This is a genomic window from Leminorella grimontii, from assembly GCF_039789245.1.
Taxonomy (GTDB): Bacteria; Pseudomonadota; Gammaproteobacteria; order Enterobacterales; family Enterobacteriaceae; genus Leminorella; species Leminorella grimontii.
Map to the genome: position 1 here is coordinate 2,831,874 of NZ_CP146357.1, position 16,036 is coordinate 2,847,909.

Genomic DNA, 16,036 nt, shown 5'->3' on the forward strand with positions numbered 1-16,036 from the left:
AGAGGTTTTCATGGCGATATTAAAAGTCAATTTGCGAGATGTAATGGAGAAGTATCAGTCTCAGACAGGTATGAAAATGACATATGATGTTCTAGCAACAAAAACAGGAATATCCAAGTCAACTCTAGAGTCTATTGCTACTCGTGAAGATTATAATACTCGTCTTAGTACCATATTGAAATTATGTGAATTTTTCAATTGTCAGCCTGGCGAGCTTCTTGAGCTAAAGCAAGTAGCAGAAGATTAATCTTTATGAAAATTAAAAATTCAGTTGCTGAACATATTCTTCGCGAAGAAAGCAGTAATGTTGACAACAACATTATTGATTTTTCTTGGGTTGAGAAAATTGAATTATTTTCTCATTTATGTGAAGAATGTGATGCAAGAACTCATATTGCCTTTTTAGGGACTAGTTGTTTAGCAAAAGCAGTAAATAAAGATGTGGATTTATATGCAATAAAGCCAACTCATTCTCCCAATAATTTATTTTCATATTCAGCAAGATCACTATGCCACAATATACTAGTACCTTTATCGGCTGAGCTTGGGTTTAGCATAGGAACGACAGGAAGAGAACCATTAAATAATCAGCCATATTTTAGAATGAGATTCTTAAATGATGGTACACCGGTACGGCAAAGCGCTTTACGCGCCTTCAGTTACATGCTGGAATTAATAGATGAGCTACAAAAATCAACAGATGAAAATGTTGGGCGGAAAGCACTTTGTGCATTTATAAAAGTTAGAAAAAATTACCAAATTAGGCATGCAGACTTTAGTCATAAGCTAACTATTAGCCCTAGAAAACTAACTAGTATAATTACAACTTTTGTTAACTCAAATTCAGAAAGCGGAAAAAGAGCACAGGCTGTTGTCGCAGGGTTAATGGATACATGGACTAATTCTCAATACGTTGAAAGCGGAAGAATTAATGATCCAAGCCGGCATTATCCAGGTGACGTATGTATACGAGACTTTTCTAACAATCTAATTTGGCAAAAGGCTATTGAAGTTAGAGATAAACCTGTAACTAAGTCAGATGTGATTATTTTTTGCAGAAAGTGTATAGACAATAACATTAAGGATGCTTGTATAGTCATGGCTTCACAACATCAGACTAGATTGGATGAAGCCAAAATAAATTCTTGGGCTAATCAGTATGGCGTTGATATTACTTTCTTTTATGGCTGGGATATATTAGTAGATCAGATCCTTTTCTGGTCAAATACACCAAAGCTTATAGCGGCAAATTATGCAATAGATTGTATTAATGAAAGATTAAAATTGGTGGAGGTTCACCCTACTAGCTTAATCCAATGGCAAAGTCTAATACTAGAGAAAGAATAACATCAAATCCCCCACTTTTAAATAATGAGGATTAATTAATGCACACACATGCAGATATGTGCTAAATTTTTCGTAAAGACAATACAGTTTTATTACTTGGTAAAAAACAATTGACATGCATTTAAGTATATGAAGAAAATATTAAAATATAGTATTTTATATACGAAAACTTATACTGTATATTAATACTCTGCCAGCATATACCCCCTTGATATTTATGCTAATTAATAGCAGTATAGACATTCAGAAATATTTTATTATTCCCCCCGGAATGGGATTTATTAAAACCCATTAGTACCCCTCACAAACTCAAAGTTACCTCTATCCCCCATTCACCCCGAAGCAATCAAAACCCTCGCCCCCGGATTCCCCTTCCTAAACCGATGATACTGCAAAATCAACTCCGCCAGATCGTCATCGACCGCATAAAAATACGCCTCCGGCACGTCAAGCGCCGCAGCTAGCCTGCACACCAGTTTAAAATCGGGCGCATGAACTTCCTTTTCATACGAACTGATGCGGGCGCTGGCCGATTCTTCATCCAACCCGGCGCGAACGCCGAGTTCTGCCTGCGTCAGGCCTGCGCTGACTCTTGAAATTTTTAGTCTTTTCCCAATCACGGCCGCTACCTAATTCCTGTTTACGTGCAGGAATTATCCGCCTACGAACTACGCCTCGCTTCATGCATTCCCTTATAAATTCACGTATTTCTTGAATTAAGGTTAAAATAAGCGCAAAATTCAAGCAATGTATGATTTATCACGGTTTAACAAGGAGAAAACATGAATAAACAGACAACCACAGACTGGCACTCTGCCGACATCATCGCGGCGCTAAAGAAGCGGGGTACCAGCCTGGCAAAGCTCTCGCGGGAGGCCGGTCTGGCGTCTTCAACGCTTGCAAACGCGCTGGCGCGCGCATGGCCGAAGGGCGAGTGGCTGATTGCAGCGGCGCTAGGGGTTCCGCCTGAAAAGATTTGGCCCAGCAGGTATGCCAAAGCAAGGCAAAAGCGGGCGCCGAGGCTGCCGCTTCCGATACCTATTGATACCTGCGGAGAAAACGCCAATACGTCACGAACCGAGTAGCAAAAACAGAATGCATTAACCAACCAGCAGGGTGCTCATTCCTAATAAAACAGTGGGGGCTGTTTATGTTTGCGCAACCGCATCTGCCCGTCCTGGCGGCGATCGCGCCTTATCAAACACGCATACTGCGTATAGCCGATATCAGGCAGCTACTTTCTCATTTCTCCTTTAAACACTTCCCCCCGATGCCACGCCACAAACCCTTCCAGCGGATAGCTCTCCGCGCTCTTCGGTAGCCCAATCTGACGCCCGGCAAAATCCCAAAACAGCTTTTCGACAATCTGGCTGCCGTTAACCCCTTCCGACACCAGCAGCTTCATGTCGCCGTCCAGGCTAATCACGCCCATATCAAACGCCGAATGGTGCAGCGAGCACAGCGCCAGGCCGTTGGTTACCGTGCAGGGGCCGCCGTACTGCTTCCACTTGATGTGGGCGGCCTCCAGGCCGACGACGGTGCTGTCGTGCCGAAGATCGTAGCCGCATACAGCGCACCGGTAGTTGTAGGCGCGCAGTATCGTCTGCCGGAAGTGAGGATCGCGGGCCTTGCGAACGTCGATGAGGGAAAATCCCAGCCGGTTGGCGATAAGCTCCTGAACGCTTTCGGGAAAGTGCTCGCTGAGAATTTGCTGGGCCAGCTTATCGATAAGGGCCGGTTTTTTGAGGATCAGCCGATAGGTTTCCGCATCGAATCCGCCCATCACGCCGTGCTCAATCAACTCCCGGTTGGGCGGCTCTTTGCTGCCCTTCTGCGGCGTGCAAAGCTCGTCGTTTTGCAGTTGCCAAAAGCCGTCGCCGCGCAGTCGCCAAAACGGCATGGACGGATAGTGGCTCCGCCGCTGCGGGCCGAAGCTCGTGAGCAACTCAAGCAGTTGGGAATAAACTTCTTCACCGTAGTTAAACAGCCGCTCGTGCCCTTTACGGTATTCAGAGAGAACGTACAGCAGCAGCAGAGGCTTATGCGGCGCGCGCTGGTCGCCCTTGCGCCAAACGCTTAGGTGAGAAAGTGCATCTTGTAGCGCCTTTTCCGTATTCATGCGGCTCGCTTCCGGCGGGAGTCAATTTTGCGATCATGCTCGCAAACCTAATGAAACTCAAGGCGTTTTAGGTACAAAAAAGCCCCCTTATAAATGCTCCCTGAAATCAAAATACCTTTATCTTAAAACACGCAGGAATATCGGTAATGACGGGCAGCCATGGGCGAATACATTCATTATTACAATCACAGCGCGGGCAAGCCCCCCAACCATATTGATAAACCCACCCACCCTACTTATACTGGCGGGCTCCAGCAAAAATGTTTTGATACTCGCCCAACAATAACATTTAGCCATTAAAATCAATGCAGTACGCCGAGAGCGTTTCATTTTGATCAGAATACGTAACTTAAGCAAATCCTATTGCGGGAATACTATCCTGGATAATATTAATCTGGACGTCGCTCAGGGGGAGATCCACGGCCTCCTTGGGGTTAGCGGCGCGGGCAAATCGACGCTGCTACGCTGCATCAACGGTATTGAACAGTTTAGCGATAATGGCAGCGTCCGGGTTGATAACACCGAGATACAGCGCCTGTCGCCGTCCGAACTGCGGGCCTTTCGTAAGAATATTGGCATGATCTTCCAGAACTTCGCCTTGCTGGAAAGAAAAACGGCAATAGAAAACGTGATGTTGCCCATGTCGTGCTGGAATATGTTTAGCCAAGAGATGAGATCCCGCGCCGAGCGCCTCTTGCAGTCGGTCGGCATGGAAGACAAAGCCGGCAGCCGCATAGCCGAACTGTCCGGCGGGCAAAAGCAGCGCGTCGCCATTGCCAGAGCGCTGGCGCTACGGCCTAAAATTCTGCTTTGCGATGAGGCCACGTCGGCGTTAGACCCGACAACCGCGAAGTCTATTTTGGATTTGCTTAAGCGCATTAACGAGGAGTCAGGCATCACCATCGTGATGGTGACCCATCAGATGGACGTCGTTAAATATGCCTGTGACAGGCTGTCCGTTATTGAGCATGGCAAGCTGACGTTAACCGATACGGTTAAGAACGTGTTTTCCCGCAGGCCCGATGCGCTATCCGAGCTTTCAAGCAATATTGACATCGTTCTGAAGGATGGCGAAGTCGGCTTTAACATGACGCTTGCCGATATCGAGCAAAGCGCGGACGTCCTGCTGCAGCTGTCAAAGCTAACCGGCGAAAAGCTCAGGATATTATTTACTCGAACCGACGGCTGTAAAGCTGGTACTATTGCGCACTACACGATAGCAGTGAATCAGGCTGACTATACGAAAATAACCGCTTGCCTGACCCAAAATAACATTCAGTTTCAAAAGCTAGTTGCTTGATGTCTGAGTTGGCATGTCATGCTACTTAACAGGAATAAGCTATGTTCGTCGATTTTTCTCAAACCCGCGTGTTTGAATATTTACCCAAGGTTATCTGGCCCGCCTGCTACGCTACCTTTGCAATGCTCCTGATTTCGCTGCTTTTAAGCACGGTTATTGGTATCGGCATCGCCGTCGTTCTTACCCTGACCCGCGAAGAGGGGCTATCGCCCAACCGGTACGTTTATCGCTTTTTAAACACGCTCATTGATGCTATCCGCTCATTTCCCGCCATTATATTAATCGTGGTATTTACGCCGTTAACGCGATGGATTGTCGGCACGTCCGTTGGCTGGGTTGCGGCAATCATTCCCTTAACCATCGTTGCCTTTCCGGTTATTGCCCGATTAATAGAAAATGCCCTGTCTGAAGTTGATAAGAGCGTGATTTTAGCCGCCAGATCCTTTGGCGCCAGCAATACGCAAATTATCGGTAAAGTGATGTTTTTTGAAGCTATGCCGACAATTGTTTCCAGTATGACGTTTGCTTCCATCCAGCTTCTTGCCAATACCGCCTTAGCCGGCGCCGTGGGTGCGGGAGGTTTGGGGGCCGTGGCCCTAACCTATGGCTATCAGCGGTTTGATGACGCCATGACGTACGCAGTGGTCTGTATCCTGTCCGTCATTGTTCTCGTCATTCAATATGCCGGAAGAATCGTTTATCGATTAATTAAATAGTACGAGTAGATGAGGTGCTCTGTGAGAAATGATGCTCTTTGGCTCAGCGTAATGCTGGAGCTAAAGCGAGCTCCGGTTGGAATTCGCTTTTTATACGATAAGTCCGAATACGACTCATGCCCGACGCCTGAATTATCAGGTCCGCTCCCCTACTGTGCGGCGGTAAAAAATGCGGCATCCGGTATCCCCTGTAAGCTGAGCCTGGAACAAACGGCCTGCCTGTCGGGGGCCAGAGCGTTAGGCTTGTTAAAACCGGAGGATGATATCGTTAATCCAAACGATATTCTCTCCGGTAAGCGCCACCACAAAATGGGGCTGTACGCGGACTACGCCATCAGCCGCCAGATAGCCAAAGACATGGTCTACTGCGACCATCACGTTTACGGCATAGAAATCGCCGAACTCGCTCTCTATACGGATTACAACCCCGACTTGGTGATTGTCATCGCCAATGCCGCCAACGCCATGCGTTTGATCCAGGGCTATTCATACCACTATGGGCAGCTGAAAAACGTCAAGATTACGGGCAATCAGGCAATCTGTCAGGAATGTACCTCTTACCCGTTTGAAATGAATCAGGTCAATATCTCATTACTGTGTTCAGGTACGCGACAGGTATCAAAGTGGGATGACGATGAAATGGGTATCGGCATTCCCTTTAATCAGCTGGATAAAATCGTTGACGGCATTCGCCAGACGTCCAATCCGATGGACAATAATAAGACCAAAAAGAGTATAAAAAGCAAAGCCGAAAAACACGGCGTTGAAGAGCAGGTAGATATTCAGCTAGGCAGCAACTACTACACGGGCGGCTACGGCACCATTGAATATCACAAACGAAAACAGGCCAATAATCAAAAATAAGTTTCCCGAAAGGACCATATGATGAAGAAAATACTGTTGTTAGCTCTGTCCCTATTCGCGACGTCGGCGTTAACGGGCTGTGATGAACAAAAAAGCGCGGACAGTTCAAAAGAGGCGACGATTAAGGTCGCATGCACGGAAATCTCCGAGTCCATTTTTTCCCCGGCGCTGCCCCTGCTGAAAGAACAGGGGCTGAACGTCGAGCTCGTTATCGTGGATAACAACGTCAATGTCCTTAGATCCGTCAATGACGGCAGCGTTGACGCCGGGCTGGGCGTACACATTAAGTTTATGGACAGCTTTAATCAGAAAAACAGCGGCCAGCTGGCGATGGTAAAACCCTACCCCTTTACTACCGGTATTGGCCTCTACTCTGAGCGCTATAAAACGCTCGCGGATTTACCGCAGGGCGCAACCATTGCCATCATGAACGACGCGATGAATATGGATCGCGGCCTACGCATGCTGCAGGATGCGAATTTAATTAAGCTGGATCCGAATAAAAAAGACGACGTCAGCCTGCTTGATATCACAGAGAACCCTAAAAACTTTAAGTTTGTGGATATGGACCAAATCCAGACGGTCAGAGCGCTATCGGACGTCGACGCCTCGGTGGTTTTCTTTACCCATATGCGTAATGCAAATAAGGACTTCCGTTCGTTTCTGATAAGAGATAAGAACGCTCGCGAATTCCCGATGGGGCTTGTGGTGCTTCAATCCAACGTCGATAAACCGTGGGCAAAAACGCTGGCGGAAGGATTGAGATCGCAGCCCGTCAGAGACGGCATAAAGAGTAATTTTGACGGCGTTTTTGAGTATTTGGACTAATTTACGCTTTCCACAAGGCCCAATAGCGCTTATTGGGCCGAGTATTCAATGCAATAAATGGCATCACGCCATATGCTCGGCCTACTTCAAGCGGCCCGTGCGTTGGCGGTACTGTTTAAAACATCCCTCACGTTTTGTCATATAAGCCGAATTATGTAGGGTGTAAAATACCCGCAGCCAATAAATGCGCCGATAGTCTTACCGTACATTTCTACGGGCGTTGAGTCCCTAGAGCATTGCGGTTCAGTCGTTTCAACCAACGATAAAAAAACCCTTTTGATTATCATTCCCCGGCCGTACCGGAGGAAGCGCATTTTCTATCATAAGCGGAATAGGGAGAGAGTTTATGGCAGCTGCGGATACGGTATTCATTAACGGCAAAGTCGCGACGGTAGACAGGCACTTTAGCTTTACACGCGCGATCGCGGTGAAAAACGGCTGGATTATTGACGTCGGCGAAGACGAAGAGATAGCCGCTCACATCGGCCCTCAAACGCAGGTCATTGACCTGCGCGGGAAGCTAATTCTGCCCGCCGCCCACGATTCCCACGTTCACATCGGTTGGCTTTCGGACAGCTGGCAGTGCCTCAACTGCAGCAAGGTGCGCACCCTAAGCGAGCTGCATCAGCGGCTGCGCGAGCGCGCGGCGGCAACGCCGCCCGGCGAATGGATCCGCGCCTGCGGATTAAACCCTGCCGTCATCGCGGAATGCGCGGCGCAGAACCGCTCGCTGACGCGTCAGGATATCGATCCGGTCACGCCGGAACACCCGGCAATTCTGGTGCTGTGGGACGGCCACTCCTGCGTGGTCAACGGTAACGCGCTGGCCAATGCCGGTATTACTCGCGCCACGCCCGATCCGATTGGCGGCCACATTGGCAAAGATTCAAACGGCGAACCGGACGGCAACTTCCTTGATATTCCGGCGCTGCAGCTGGTCACTCAGAACATGCCGCGCCTGACGGTGGAGCAGCTTAAGCAAAACTTCATCGCCGCCCAGCGGTTTATGAACCGCGAAGGCTACGCCAGCTATACCGAAGGCGCGATGGGGCCGGGGGAAAATACCCGCGAGGTCGGCGCCGCCGGTGAGCTTGGTATTACCGCCTATCGCCAGCTTCAGGATGAGGGGAAGCTGACCGCCCGCGTGTCCGTCGCCTTCTACTGTGCCGATAAGGGCGTCCAGTCATATGAAATCTTAAAACGCGATCTGGACAATTACACCTTCCCGGCCTTCCCCGACCGAAACTGGTTCGACTGCCACACGGTCAAAATTTTTTGCGACGGTGTCCCTATGTCGCATACGGCGTGGATGAATCAGGACTACGCCGACAGGCCCGGCTGCTCCGGGCGCTCGGTATTTTGCGGCCCGACGGCCACGCAGGAGGAACAGGTTCAGGAACTGCACAAGATGATCCTGCTGGCGCACGAGCGCGGCTTTCAGTTGGCCGTTCATGCCGTCGGCGACAGAGCGGTAAAAGAGACCATTAACGGGTTCGTCAACGCGATCCAGACCTGCCCCGGTCCGGACCGGCGCCACTACGTGTTGCACGGCTCAATGGGCGATCGGGATGATTTCGTCAAGGCTGCCAAATACCGTATCCTGCTGTCCGAACAGCCCTCCCCCAGCGGCTCGGCGTATGACTATGAGCGCCGGGCGCAGACCTGTGGGATCAAAGGCGAAATCTGTAAAGGGTTAAAAGATATTATTGACCTCGGCGTGGTGGTCTCCGGCGGCTCCGACGGCATTATGGACCTGGTCAACTGGCGGCAGATGGTTCAGGCGGCGGTCACGCGCAAATCGGCGTCCAGCGGTAAAGTTATCAGACCGGAGCTGGCGATAAGCGTCGAGGACGGCGTTCGTATGTACACCATCAATGCGGCCTGGCAGGAGTTTCAGGAAAACGTTCGTGGCTCTATCGAAGTCGGAAAAGTGGCCGACTTTCAGGTACTGGATCGCGATATTTTCTCTGTGGCACATGAGGACATCGGCGCAAGCGAGGTGCTGATGACGATGGTTGACGGCAAGATTGTGTGGCAAAAATAGCCTCGCCCTAACAAATGCGTTTTTCTCTCTCAAAGCGCCCCTCTTCGACCAGCAAGCGACGAAACCATCAAACGCGTTGTGCCTGCGATACGGAAGCTTCCCGTCGCCAATATTCTATCAACAATAGCATCAAGCATTATTCCCCTGCTTGATGCTATGGACGCCGCCATATTCCAGAGCAACGCGGGCCAGAGTACTCATTCAAAGTTAATGTGATTACTATCAAGGGCAAAGGTAAAATATATCATTCTAAAAAGATAAATATCGGTAACAAAGAAAACGGGGTGAAAAATCATTATTAATAGATAATCTCAAAATCAACTAATGAACATCAATAAAAAACCTCATTTTCATCAATTTTACACCCTGTAATAAAAACAAATCGTAATTATATAAATCGGCAATAAAAAAGATTAAATATGATTGTCAATAAAGTTTTATAGAAGACTAATGATTACGATGAGTGACAAATAATACAGAAAATTATACCCCCACAATCAAATCAATCAATAAATAAAAAAATATCAATACAAATCAAAATGATAAATAACAAAAAATAAAGAAAACAATAAATAACACCCATATCTTATGTAAAAAATATTAAAAAACAAAAAATTTATTTTAATAAAAAAACATAAAAGTCCACATTAGGACTTTACTTATAGCTATCGCTATCCTGTACAATTACTCGTTCTTTAAACGAGGGAATTAAAGGTCATCAATAATCCCTCCACGTCTAACCACCAAGATAGTAAATAAATACAATTAGTTAATTCAAAAACAGCAAACTCAGAGTCTAATAAATGGATTTAGTTAATAACTTTAAAGTTAACAGTACCTTATTAAAAATTTCAGCAGCGCTTGGCCTCATGATAGCAGGTACTCACAGCGCATCATCACAGATCGTCGTTGACGGCGTTACGGTTCATTCTCCCGCAGGGACGTTAGAAAATATGGGAACGACGGACTATACCCCGGCCGTCAACATACTTAATAACGGCAGCTTCATTACCGATGGCGATCTTTCGCTATCAACCGAAGGGCGAAATGCTAACGGCATTACCGTTAACGGCGCCGGTAGTTCCGCAACTCTTACCAGCGGGAATCTTTTAATCAATACGTTTGGTGACGTTTCTACGGCAATCGAAGTACAAAGCGGAGCCGTTGAGATCAACGGAATAGAAGCAAATACTCACGGCTTTAATGCCAACGGCGTGTTCGCTCAGGGAAACGACAGCAGCGTTAATTTAAAAAACGGCAGCATTAATACCAAAAGCGGCTACAGCCATGCTTTGCACGCGGCGTCTAACGCTGTCGTCTTAACAGACGGCATTAACGTAGCGACGTCCGGTGATATCGCTTTTGGTATTTACGCTAAGCAGAACGGGCGCATTTCGTTTCTTAACGGAAACGTCGCCACCGAAGGCGACAATAGCGACGGTGCGCACGTAGCCTCAGACGCCACGCTGAATATCGACCGCGCTACCATAGAGACCCAAGGCCTGCTTTCTGGCGGCGTAAGAAACGATGGCAGCACAGCAACCGTCCAACGTTCGAAAATCACGACCCGCGGCGACGGCGCTTACGGGCTGGATGCGATTAACGCGGGCAGCGTCCTTAATGCAGACAGCGTGAGCGTCACGACGTTCGGCAATATGGAGCCTACGGGTACCACCTCTTCCGCCGTAGTGGCGGAGTTTGGCGGCGTCATCAACCTGATCGGCGAAAGCACGATTAACACCTCTGGCGCCAACGGCATTGGGCTGTTGTCGCAGGTGAGCGGAAGCAGCCTGCCCGATACCGTTATTAACGCCGGCGACGGCAGCAGCCTCCTCAGCATTAACACCACCGGAGCCAGCGGTTTCGGCGTGGAGGCATGCTCGCTGCACGGCGAAGGCCTAGAGTGCGCCAACAGCTTGCAGGACAACATCGGCACGGCCGATACCTCAACCAGCAGCAAGGCGATGGTCAACGTCAACAAAGCGACGATTACCACTTCCGGTCAGAATGCGTACGGCCTGTATGCCGTCAGCCAGGATGCAAAAATCGACGCATCGGGCCTGACCGTCAACACCTCAGGCGAGTCCGCTCACGCGATCGCCATCCTTCGCGGCGGCGAGATCGCCATCGCGGATAGCCAAATTGAAGCGCACGGAGACCAGGCCGACGGCGCGCGCATCGTTGGCGGCTCGCTCAATGGCCACACCGCCTCTTTATCGCTAAATAACAGTACGCTAAAGAGCGATAGCGGAAGCGGCGTTTACGCCGAGTTGGGGGATAGCGCCGTTTCCCTCGACCGCAGCCGGCTGTCGGGCAAAGAGGCCGCCATCGTGACCGCATCAACGGGCAGCATGTCGTTCAGCGCGACCAATGGCTCCGAGATCCAGGGCAACGTTGACGCCTCCGGCAGCCTGGATATCGCTCTTAATAGCTCAACGCTAAATGGCGATATCATTTCCAGACTGGGGAATACTAATTTCGACGCGCTGTCCGTTAGCGCGGCCAACGGTTCTACCGTAACCGGCAGCATGACGGACGTCAGTGCCACCAGCCTGAGCAATTCACAGTGGAACATGACGGCGTCTTCAACCATTACCGGGCTATTGAGCCAGCCGACGAGCGGTTTGCAGCTTGACAATGGCTACGTCAACTTGGTATCCGACGGGCAAAATTATAAAACCTTAACCGTCAGCGCATTAAGCGGCAGCGGAACGTTTGCGCTGAATACCGAGCTGAACGACGGCGGATCGAATACCCGTTCAGACCTGCTGCACGTGACCGGAAAAACTAGCGGTAGCTACCTGCTTATTGTGAACAATACCGTCGGCGCCGGCGCGCAAACGGTGGAAGACGGCATTCGGGTCGCTCAGCTGGACGGCGACAGCGTAGGTACCGCCGTAGCGCTGGGAAGGCCCGTCACCGCAGGCGAGTATGAGTATCTGCTTTATCAGGGCGGCGAAAGCGACGCCAACGACTGGTACCTGCGTTCACAGCTGGCAAGCCCGTCGCCTACCCCCTCTCAGTCATACAATCCCTCGGTGCCGGGCTATGTCATTGGTCCTTACCTGAACCGAATGTATGGTTTTGATACGATTGGAACGCTGCACGAGCGCGTGGGCGACCAGGAAAACCTGCGTAAAAATCAGGAATTCAATCAGGGCGTATGGGGCCGCATCCACGGCGGACAAACCAAATCCTACAAGGATAGATTCACTTACGATGCTGAAACCTGGTTTGCACAGTTTGGCGGCGATCTCTATCAGTCCTACGATGACTCAGGCGCCAGAACCCACGCGGGCGTCATTGCAACGCTGGGGCAAGTAACGGCTAACGCCAAAGACGCCTTACGTCCGCTGTATAAGGGCCGCTCAGAAAAAACGGGCAGCGTAAATTCCAGAGGCTACGGCGTTGGCGCTTACTACACTCGCTATGCGGCAAACAGCGCCTATATCGATACCGTGGCGCAATATACCCATTACCACAATAGCTATAACAGCGTTTACGGTGACGATGCAAGCCAGGGCGGCGACGGCGTAACGCTATCGGTCGAGGTTGGAAAACCGTTTAAGAACGCCAACGGCTGGTTTATTGAGCCTCAGGCCCAAATCATGTATCAGTACCTGCATTTGGACGCCATGAACGACGGCGTTGCCGCTGTATCCAGCACTAGCGATAATTCGGGATTGGCACGATTAGGCGCGCGCGCCGGGTATGACAGCGCGGCAACCTCTAACATTCATCCTTACGTCACCGCAGACGTAATTAGCGTCATTGGCCGTTCGCCGGACGTCACCGTCAGCGGCACGACGTTCAATCAGGACTATAGCAGCCAGTGGGGTGAAGTGGGCGGCGGCGTTACCGGCGACATGACCAAAAACGTCACCTTCTATACCACCCTTAAGTACAAGCAAGGGTTTGATGGCGACATGCACGGCGTCACCGGGGATGTCGGTTTGAGAATCAACTGGTAATAAAATAAAAGTAGCGTAAAAGCCATCTGCACGGCAGATGGCTTTTTTTTAACCCTCAAAACTCACTTAAACAAAACGCCCGATGTCTCCACCGGGCGTTATTATAAAGTCCTGCCGTTGCAGTCAGGCTGCTATCAGAAGCTCACCTTCACGCCCACGTTGCCGCTGTAGCCGTCAACGTCTGACGAGAAGTCCTTCTGGTATTTCACGTCGCCGTAGACCGACACGCGGTCCGCCACCTTCACGCTGACGCCCGTACCCATGCGCCACCAGGTTTCGGTAAACCCGGAGCTCATCTTAGTGGAGCCGACTTTCACGTCCGGCGCGTCGTTCAAGCTGTGAACCACGTCCATCGTCACGTATGGCTTCACGGTTTCCATGTCCTTGGTGATGCGCAGCCCGCCGCGAGCGCGGGCGCTGCTGTGGGACACGCCCTCAACGTCGCTGACGTCGTCATGGAAGGCGTCCAGGTTCAGATACTGATACATCAGCTGCGCCTGAGGCTCAACGCTCCAGCCGTTGCCTAGCGGGAAGGCCTTGCCCACTTCGGCGGACAGCACCGCGCCGTAGCCGGTTTGCTTGGCATCGTAGTCGCTGCTGTACTCGTTGCGGTAGTAGGTTCCCTGCGTCACCAGGTCAAGGTAAGCGCCGTCCTGCGTATCGCGAGAGTAATAGGCGCCCAGGCTGTACATATCGCTGTCGATGTTGCCGACCGACGTGGAAGAGTCAAGCATCAGGCGGCGCACGCTGTCCTTGGCGTCCGTCATCTGGCGGCCAAGGGTCATCATCACGCCTGCGATAGTTTTCGTGTCGGCATCGTTTTGGGCCTGATACAGGTCCATGCCCAGCTGAGCAAACCAGGTGTTGGTCGTATAGCTAAAGCTGCCCGATTCGTTCTCTACGTGCTGGCCGCTGATGCGACCCCACGCGCCGTTCGCCGAGCGGCTAACGTCGTCGCCGATGCGCTCGTGGCGGGTTCCAATCGCGTCAAAGCCGTACTGTTCGTTCAGGTACGGCGCGGCAACGTAGTTGGCCACTTCCGGGCGATACAACACCAGCTTCGCGCCTTCACCACTACCGCCACTCGCACTTCCGCTCGCACCCTCGCTGCCGCTTTCGCTTTCATCCGTCGGCTCTGCGGGGAGCTGCACATAAGAACGCAGGTACCAGTCGTTGGCATCGCTTTCGCCGCCCTGATACAGCAGGTATTCGTATGCGTCCGCGCTGACCCTGTTGCCCAGTTTAAAGCTGCCGGTAGCGTTGCCGTCGATAGCGACCACCTGAATGCCGTCCCCTTCGGTCAACGCGCCCAGACCGCCGGCCTGATTAATCACCAGCGTATGGTCGCCGCTGGCGTCTCCGGTAATGTGGATTTTATCGCTTTGCGCATTGGCGCCGCCTTCGTCAAGTACGGTGTTTAATACGAAGGTCGTATTACTTCCGCCAAGCGAGCCTAGCGTTAGTGTCTTGAACGCGCCGCCCTCAGGGGCATTGAAAGCCACGGTAGAACCAACGGCTTTGAATACGTCCACTCTGGAATCTCGGCTCAAATTCCACCGGCTGTTGTCCATATCTAACATCGTTACGCTATCGGCCGCACCGTTAAACACGGAGGAGTTTTTTAGCGTGACGTCTGCCGTACTGTCAGCAGAAACTACCAGATCGCCGTTTAGCGTGGAATCGTCGGCAACCAGCGTACCGGTTGATCCGAGCGTCACGTTCATGGCAACACCGTTGCCGCCGGTCACCGAACTGCCGGTCAAATTCACGGCGCCGATGGCCCTGTATAGCCTGATACCGTCAGACTGCGCGCTGCTGATACGGCTGTTTTGCAACGTGGCGCGCTGCTCTGCGCTGTTGGTGTCGAGTAGAAGCGCCGCTGCGTTTTCGCCTTTTACCGTCACTCGCACGTCATTGGCAGTGACAGAGGAGGAGGAAGAACCATATAGTCTAATACCGTGCGCCTCCTTGCCTTCTGTCGATATATCGCTGTCGATCATATCGACTGCGCCACCATACACGTTAATACCGTTTGCAGTACTGCCGGAAGTGGTAATATCGACGTTCAAGAGCGACAGTGAGTCACCGTACATAGTGACGCCAGTGGTATCGTTACCCTCAGTCTTAATGACTGAATTTTTAACGGTGCTGTTGGTTTTTACATTGGCATCGAAGCCTATCCCACCGGCGCTGTTGACGAAAATATCAACGTCTTCCAGCGTTATAGTGGAATGGGAACCAAAAACGCCGGTAGCCTGACTCCCGGTCGCAGAAATCTTGGTCCCCGTAATGCCTAGCGTAGAAAAATAAACGGTAATGGCCCCGGCTTTGCTGCTAGTACCAGTGGTAATGGTACCTCCAGACAGGTTAACAACGCTGCTGACAGCATTAATCGCATAATCAACGGAAGAGATATCGGTATCGACAAAATTCAACGCCCCTCCGTTTTGAAGCAAAATGCCCTGCGCAGTACTACCGTTAGCAATAATCGTCGCGCCGTTTGCATTCAATACGGCGCCTGCGCCCGATACGCTTATGGCGCCCTGTTTGTCTCCGATCGCGGTAGGAACAACGCGGTCTCCAGGAGACAACGTCAGGGTTTGGCCTGCGCCGACAACCAGTTTGGTGTTGTATTCCGTCGCCGCTTTGGCATTCGTTGAATAAAAAGAAATGACGCTCGCGACGGCTAACGCCATTGCGCTATAGCGCATGAGTTGGGGGGATTTGCTTTTCTTTGCTCGGGAACCATCAGAGGCCGGCTGAGCAACCAATGCATTTTCTACAAGATAATGACAGGTTGTATTCATATAAACATTCCATGTATCTAATTAAACAAAACTTCGCGAT

The 16,036-nt window shown here is 50.7% G+C and carries 12 protein-coding genes; 9 read left to right on the forward strand and 3 right to left on the reverse strand.

Annotation, left to right across the window (positions count from 1 at the left end; genetic code table 11):
• Positions 1–10: 10 nt before the first annotated feature.
• Together V8L73_RS13195 and V8L73_RS13200 are read left to right on the forward strand one after the other, a co-directional pair.
• On the forward strand, positions 11–247 hold the full coding sequence (locus V8L73_RS13195; protein ID WP_347253195.1) for a helix-turn-helix transcriptional regulator: 237 nt from the start codon (positions 11–13) through the stop codon (positions 245–247).
• Positions 248–252: 5 nt separating this feature from the next.
• Positions 253–1,347, forward strand: coding sequence for a restriction endonuclease, SacI family (locus tag V8L73_RS13200; protein ID WP_347253196.1), 1,095 nt, complete (start codon positions 253–255; stop codon positions 1,345–1,347).
• A 332-nt stretch (positions 1,348–1,679) separates the two neighbouring features.
• Here V8L73_RS13200 and V8L73_RS13205 read toward each other — a convergent pair whose 3' ends face one another.
• The gene (locus tag V8L73_RS13205) at positions 1,680–1,967 is read right to left on the reverse strand and encodes a helix-turn-helix domain-containing protein (protein WP_422655588.1); all 288 of its coding nucleotides are present in this window, start codon (positions 1,965–1,967) and stop codon (positions 1,680–1,682) included.
• Between the two features lie 162 nt (positions 1,968–2,129).
• On the opposite strand from V8L73_RS13205, the gene V8L73_RS13210 reads away from it, so the two are divergent.
• Positions 2,130–2,432, forward strand: a complete 303-nt coding sequence (locus V8L73_RS13210) for a helix-turn-helix transcriptional regulator (RefSeq protein ID WP_347253197.1) — start codon at positions 2,130–2,132, stop codon at positions 2,430–2,432.
• A 149-nt stretch (positions 2,433–2,581) separates the two neighbouring features.
• On the opposite strand, the gene V8L73_RS13215 is transcribed toward V8L73_RS13210, so the two are convergent.
• Complete coding sequence (locus V8L73_RS13215) at positions 2,582–3,466, reverse strand: phosphorothioated DNA-binding restriction endonuclease (RefSeq protein ID WP_347253198.1); 885 nt, start codon at positions 3,464–3,466, stop codon at positions 2,582–2,584.
• 331 nt (positions 3,467–3,797) lie between these two features.
• Between V8L73_RS13215 and V8L73_RS13220 the strand changes: the two genes are divergently transcribed.
• The 6 genes from V8L73_RS13220 (at position 3,798) to V8L73_RS13245 (ending at position 13,189) form a co-directional block, all read left to right on the forward strand.
• Positions 3,798–4,766: a methionine ABC transporter ATP-binding protein gene (locus tag V8L73_RS13220; RefSeq protein WP_347253199.1), complete on the forward strand. Its 969-nt coding sequence runs from the start codon at positions 3,798–3,800 to the stop codon at positions 4,764–4,766.
• A gap of 41 nt (positions 4,767–4,807) precedes the next feature.
• Positions 4,808–5,482 (forward strand): methionine ABC transporter permease, encoded by a 675-nt coding sequence (locus V8L73_RS13225; protein ID WP_347253200.1) that lies wholly within the window; start codon positions 4,808–4,810, stop codon positions 5,480–5,482.
• Positions 5,483–5,503: 21 nt separating this feature from the next.
• Positions 5,504–6,346, forward strand: a complete 843-nt coding sequence (locus V8L73_RS13230) for a DUF169 domain-containing protein (protein ID WP_051155829.1) — start codon at positions 5,504–5,506, stop codon at positions 6,344–6,346.
• Positions 6,347–6,367: 21 nt separating this feature from the next.
• Positions 6,368–7,174, forward strand: coding sequence for a MetQ/NlpA family ABC transporter substrate-binding protein (locus V8L73_RS13235; protein ID WP_027275873.1), 807 nt, complete (start codon positions 6,368–6,370; stop codon positions 7,172–7,174).
• Between the two features lie 346 nt (positions 7,175–7,520).
• Entirely contained in the window at positions 7,521–9,218 is a 1,698-nt protein-coding gene (locus V8L73_RS13240) for an amidohydrolase (protein WP_347253201.1), read from the forward strand.
• Positions 9,219–10,087: 869 nt separating this feature from the next.
• Positions 10,088–13,189 carry an autotransporter outer membrane beta-barrel domain-containing protein gene (locus V8L73_RS13245; protein ID WP_347253202.1) on the forward strand — a complete coding sequence of 1,034 codons (3,102 nt, stop codon included), beginning with the start codon at positions 10,088–10,090 and terminating at the stop codon, positions 13,187–13,189.
• Between the two features lie 134 nt (positions 13,190–13,323).
• Here the strand turns inward: V8L73_RS13245 and V8L73_RS13250 are convergent, their stop codons facing one another.
• Positions 13,324–15,996, reverse strand: a complete 2,673-nt coding sequence (locus V8L73_RS13250) for an autotransporter outer membrane beta-barrel domain-containing protein (RefSeq protein WP_347253203.1) — start codon at positions 15,994–15,996, stop codon at positions 13,324–13,326.
• Positions 15,997–16,036 lie beyond the last annotated feature (40 nt).

Bases quoted from the DNA above. Each gene is read 5' to 3' on its own strand.
- V8L73_RS13225 (WP_347253200.1), top strand. From the start codon at position 4,808: ATGTTCGTCGATTTTTCTCAAACCCGCGTGTTTGAATATTTACCCAAG.
- V8L73_RS13250 (WP_347253203.1), bottom strand. From the start codon at position 15,996: ATGAATACAACCTGTCATTATCTTGTAGAAAATGCATTGGTTGCTCAG.
- V8L73_RS13210 (WP_347253197.1), top strand. From the start codon at position 2,130: ATGAATAAACAGACAACCACAGACTGGCACTCTGCCGACATCATCGCG.
- V8L73_RS13200 (WP_347253196.1), top strand. From the start codon at position 253: ATGAAAATTAAAAATTCAGTTGCTGAACATATTCTTCGCGAAGAAAGC.
- V8L73_RS13240 (WP_347253201.1), top strand. From the start codon at position 7,521: ATGGCAGCTGCGGATACGGTATTCATTAACGGCAAAGTCGCGACGGTA.
- V8L73_RS13195 (WP_347253195.1), top strand. From the start codon at position 11: ATGGCGATATTAAAAGTCAATTTGCGAGATGTAATGGAGAAGTATCAG.
- V8L73_RS13215 (WP_347253198.1), bottom strand. From the start codon at position 3,466: ATGAATACGGAAAAGGCGCTACAAGATGCACTTTCTCACCTAAGCGTT.
- V8L73_RS13235 (WP_027275873.1), top strand. From the start codon at position 6,368: ATGAAGAAAATACTGTTGTTAGCTCTGTCCCTATTCGCGACGTCGGCG.
- V8L73_RS13245 (WP_347253202.1), top strand. From the start codon at position 10,088: ATGATAGCAGGTACTCACAGCGCATCATCACAGATCGTCGTTGACGGC.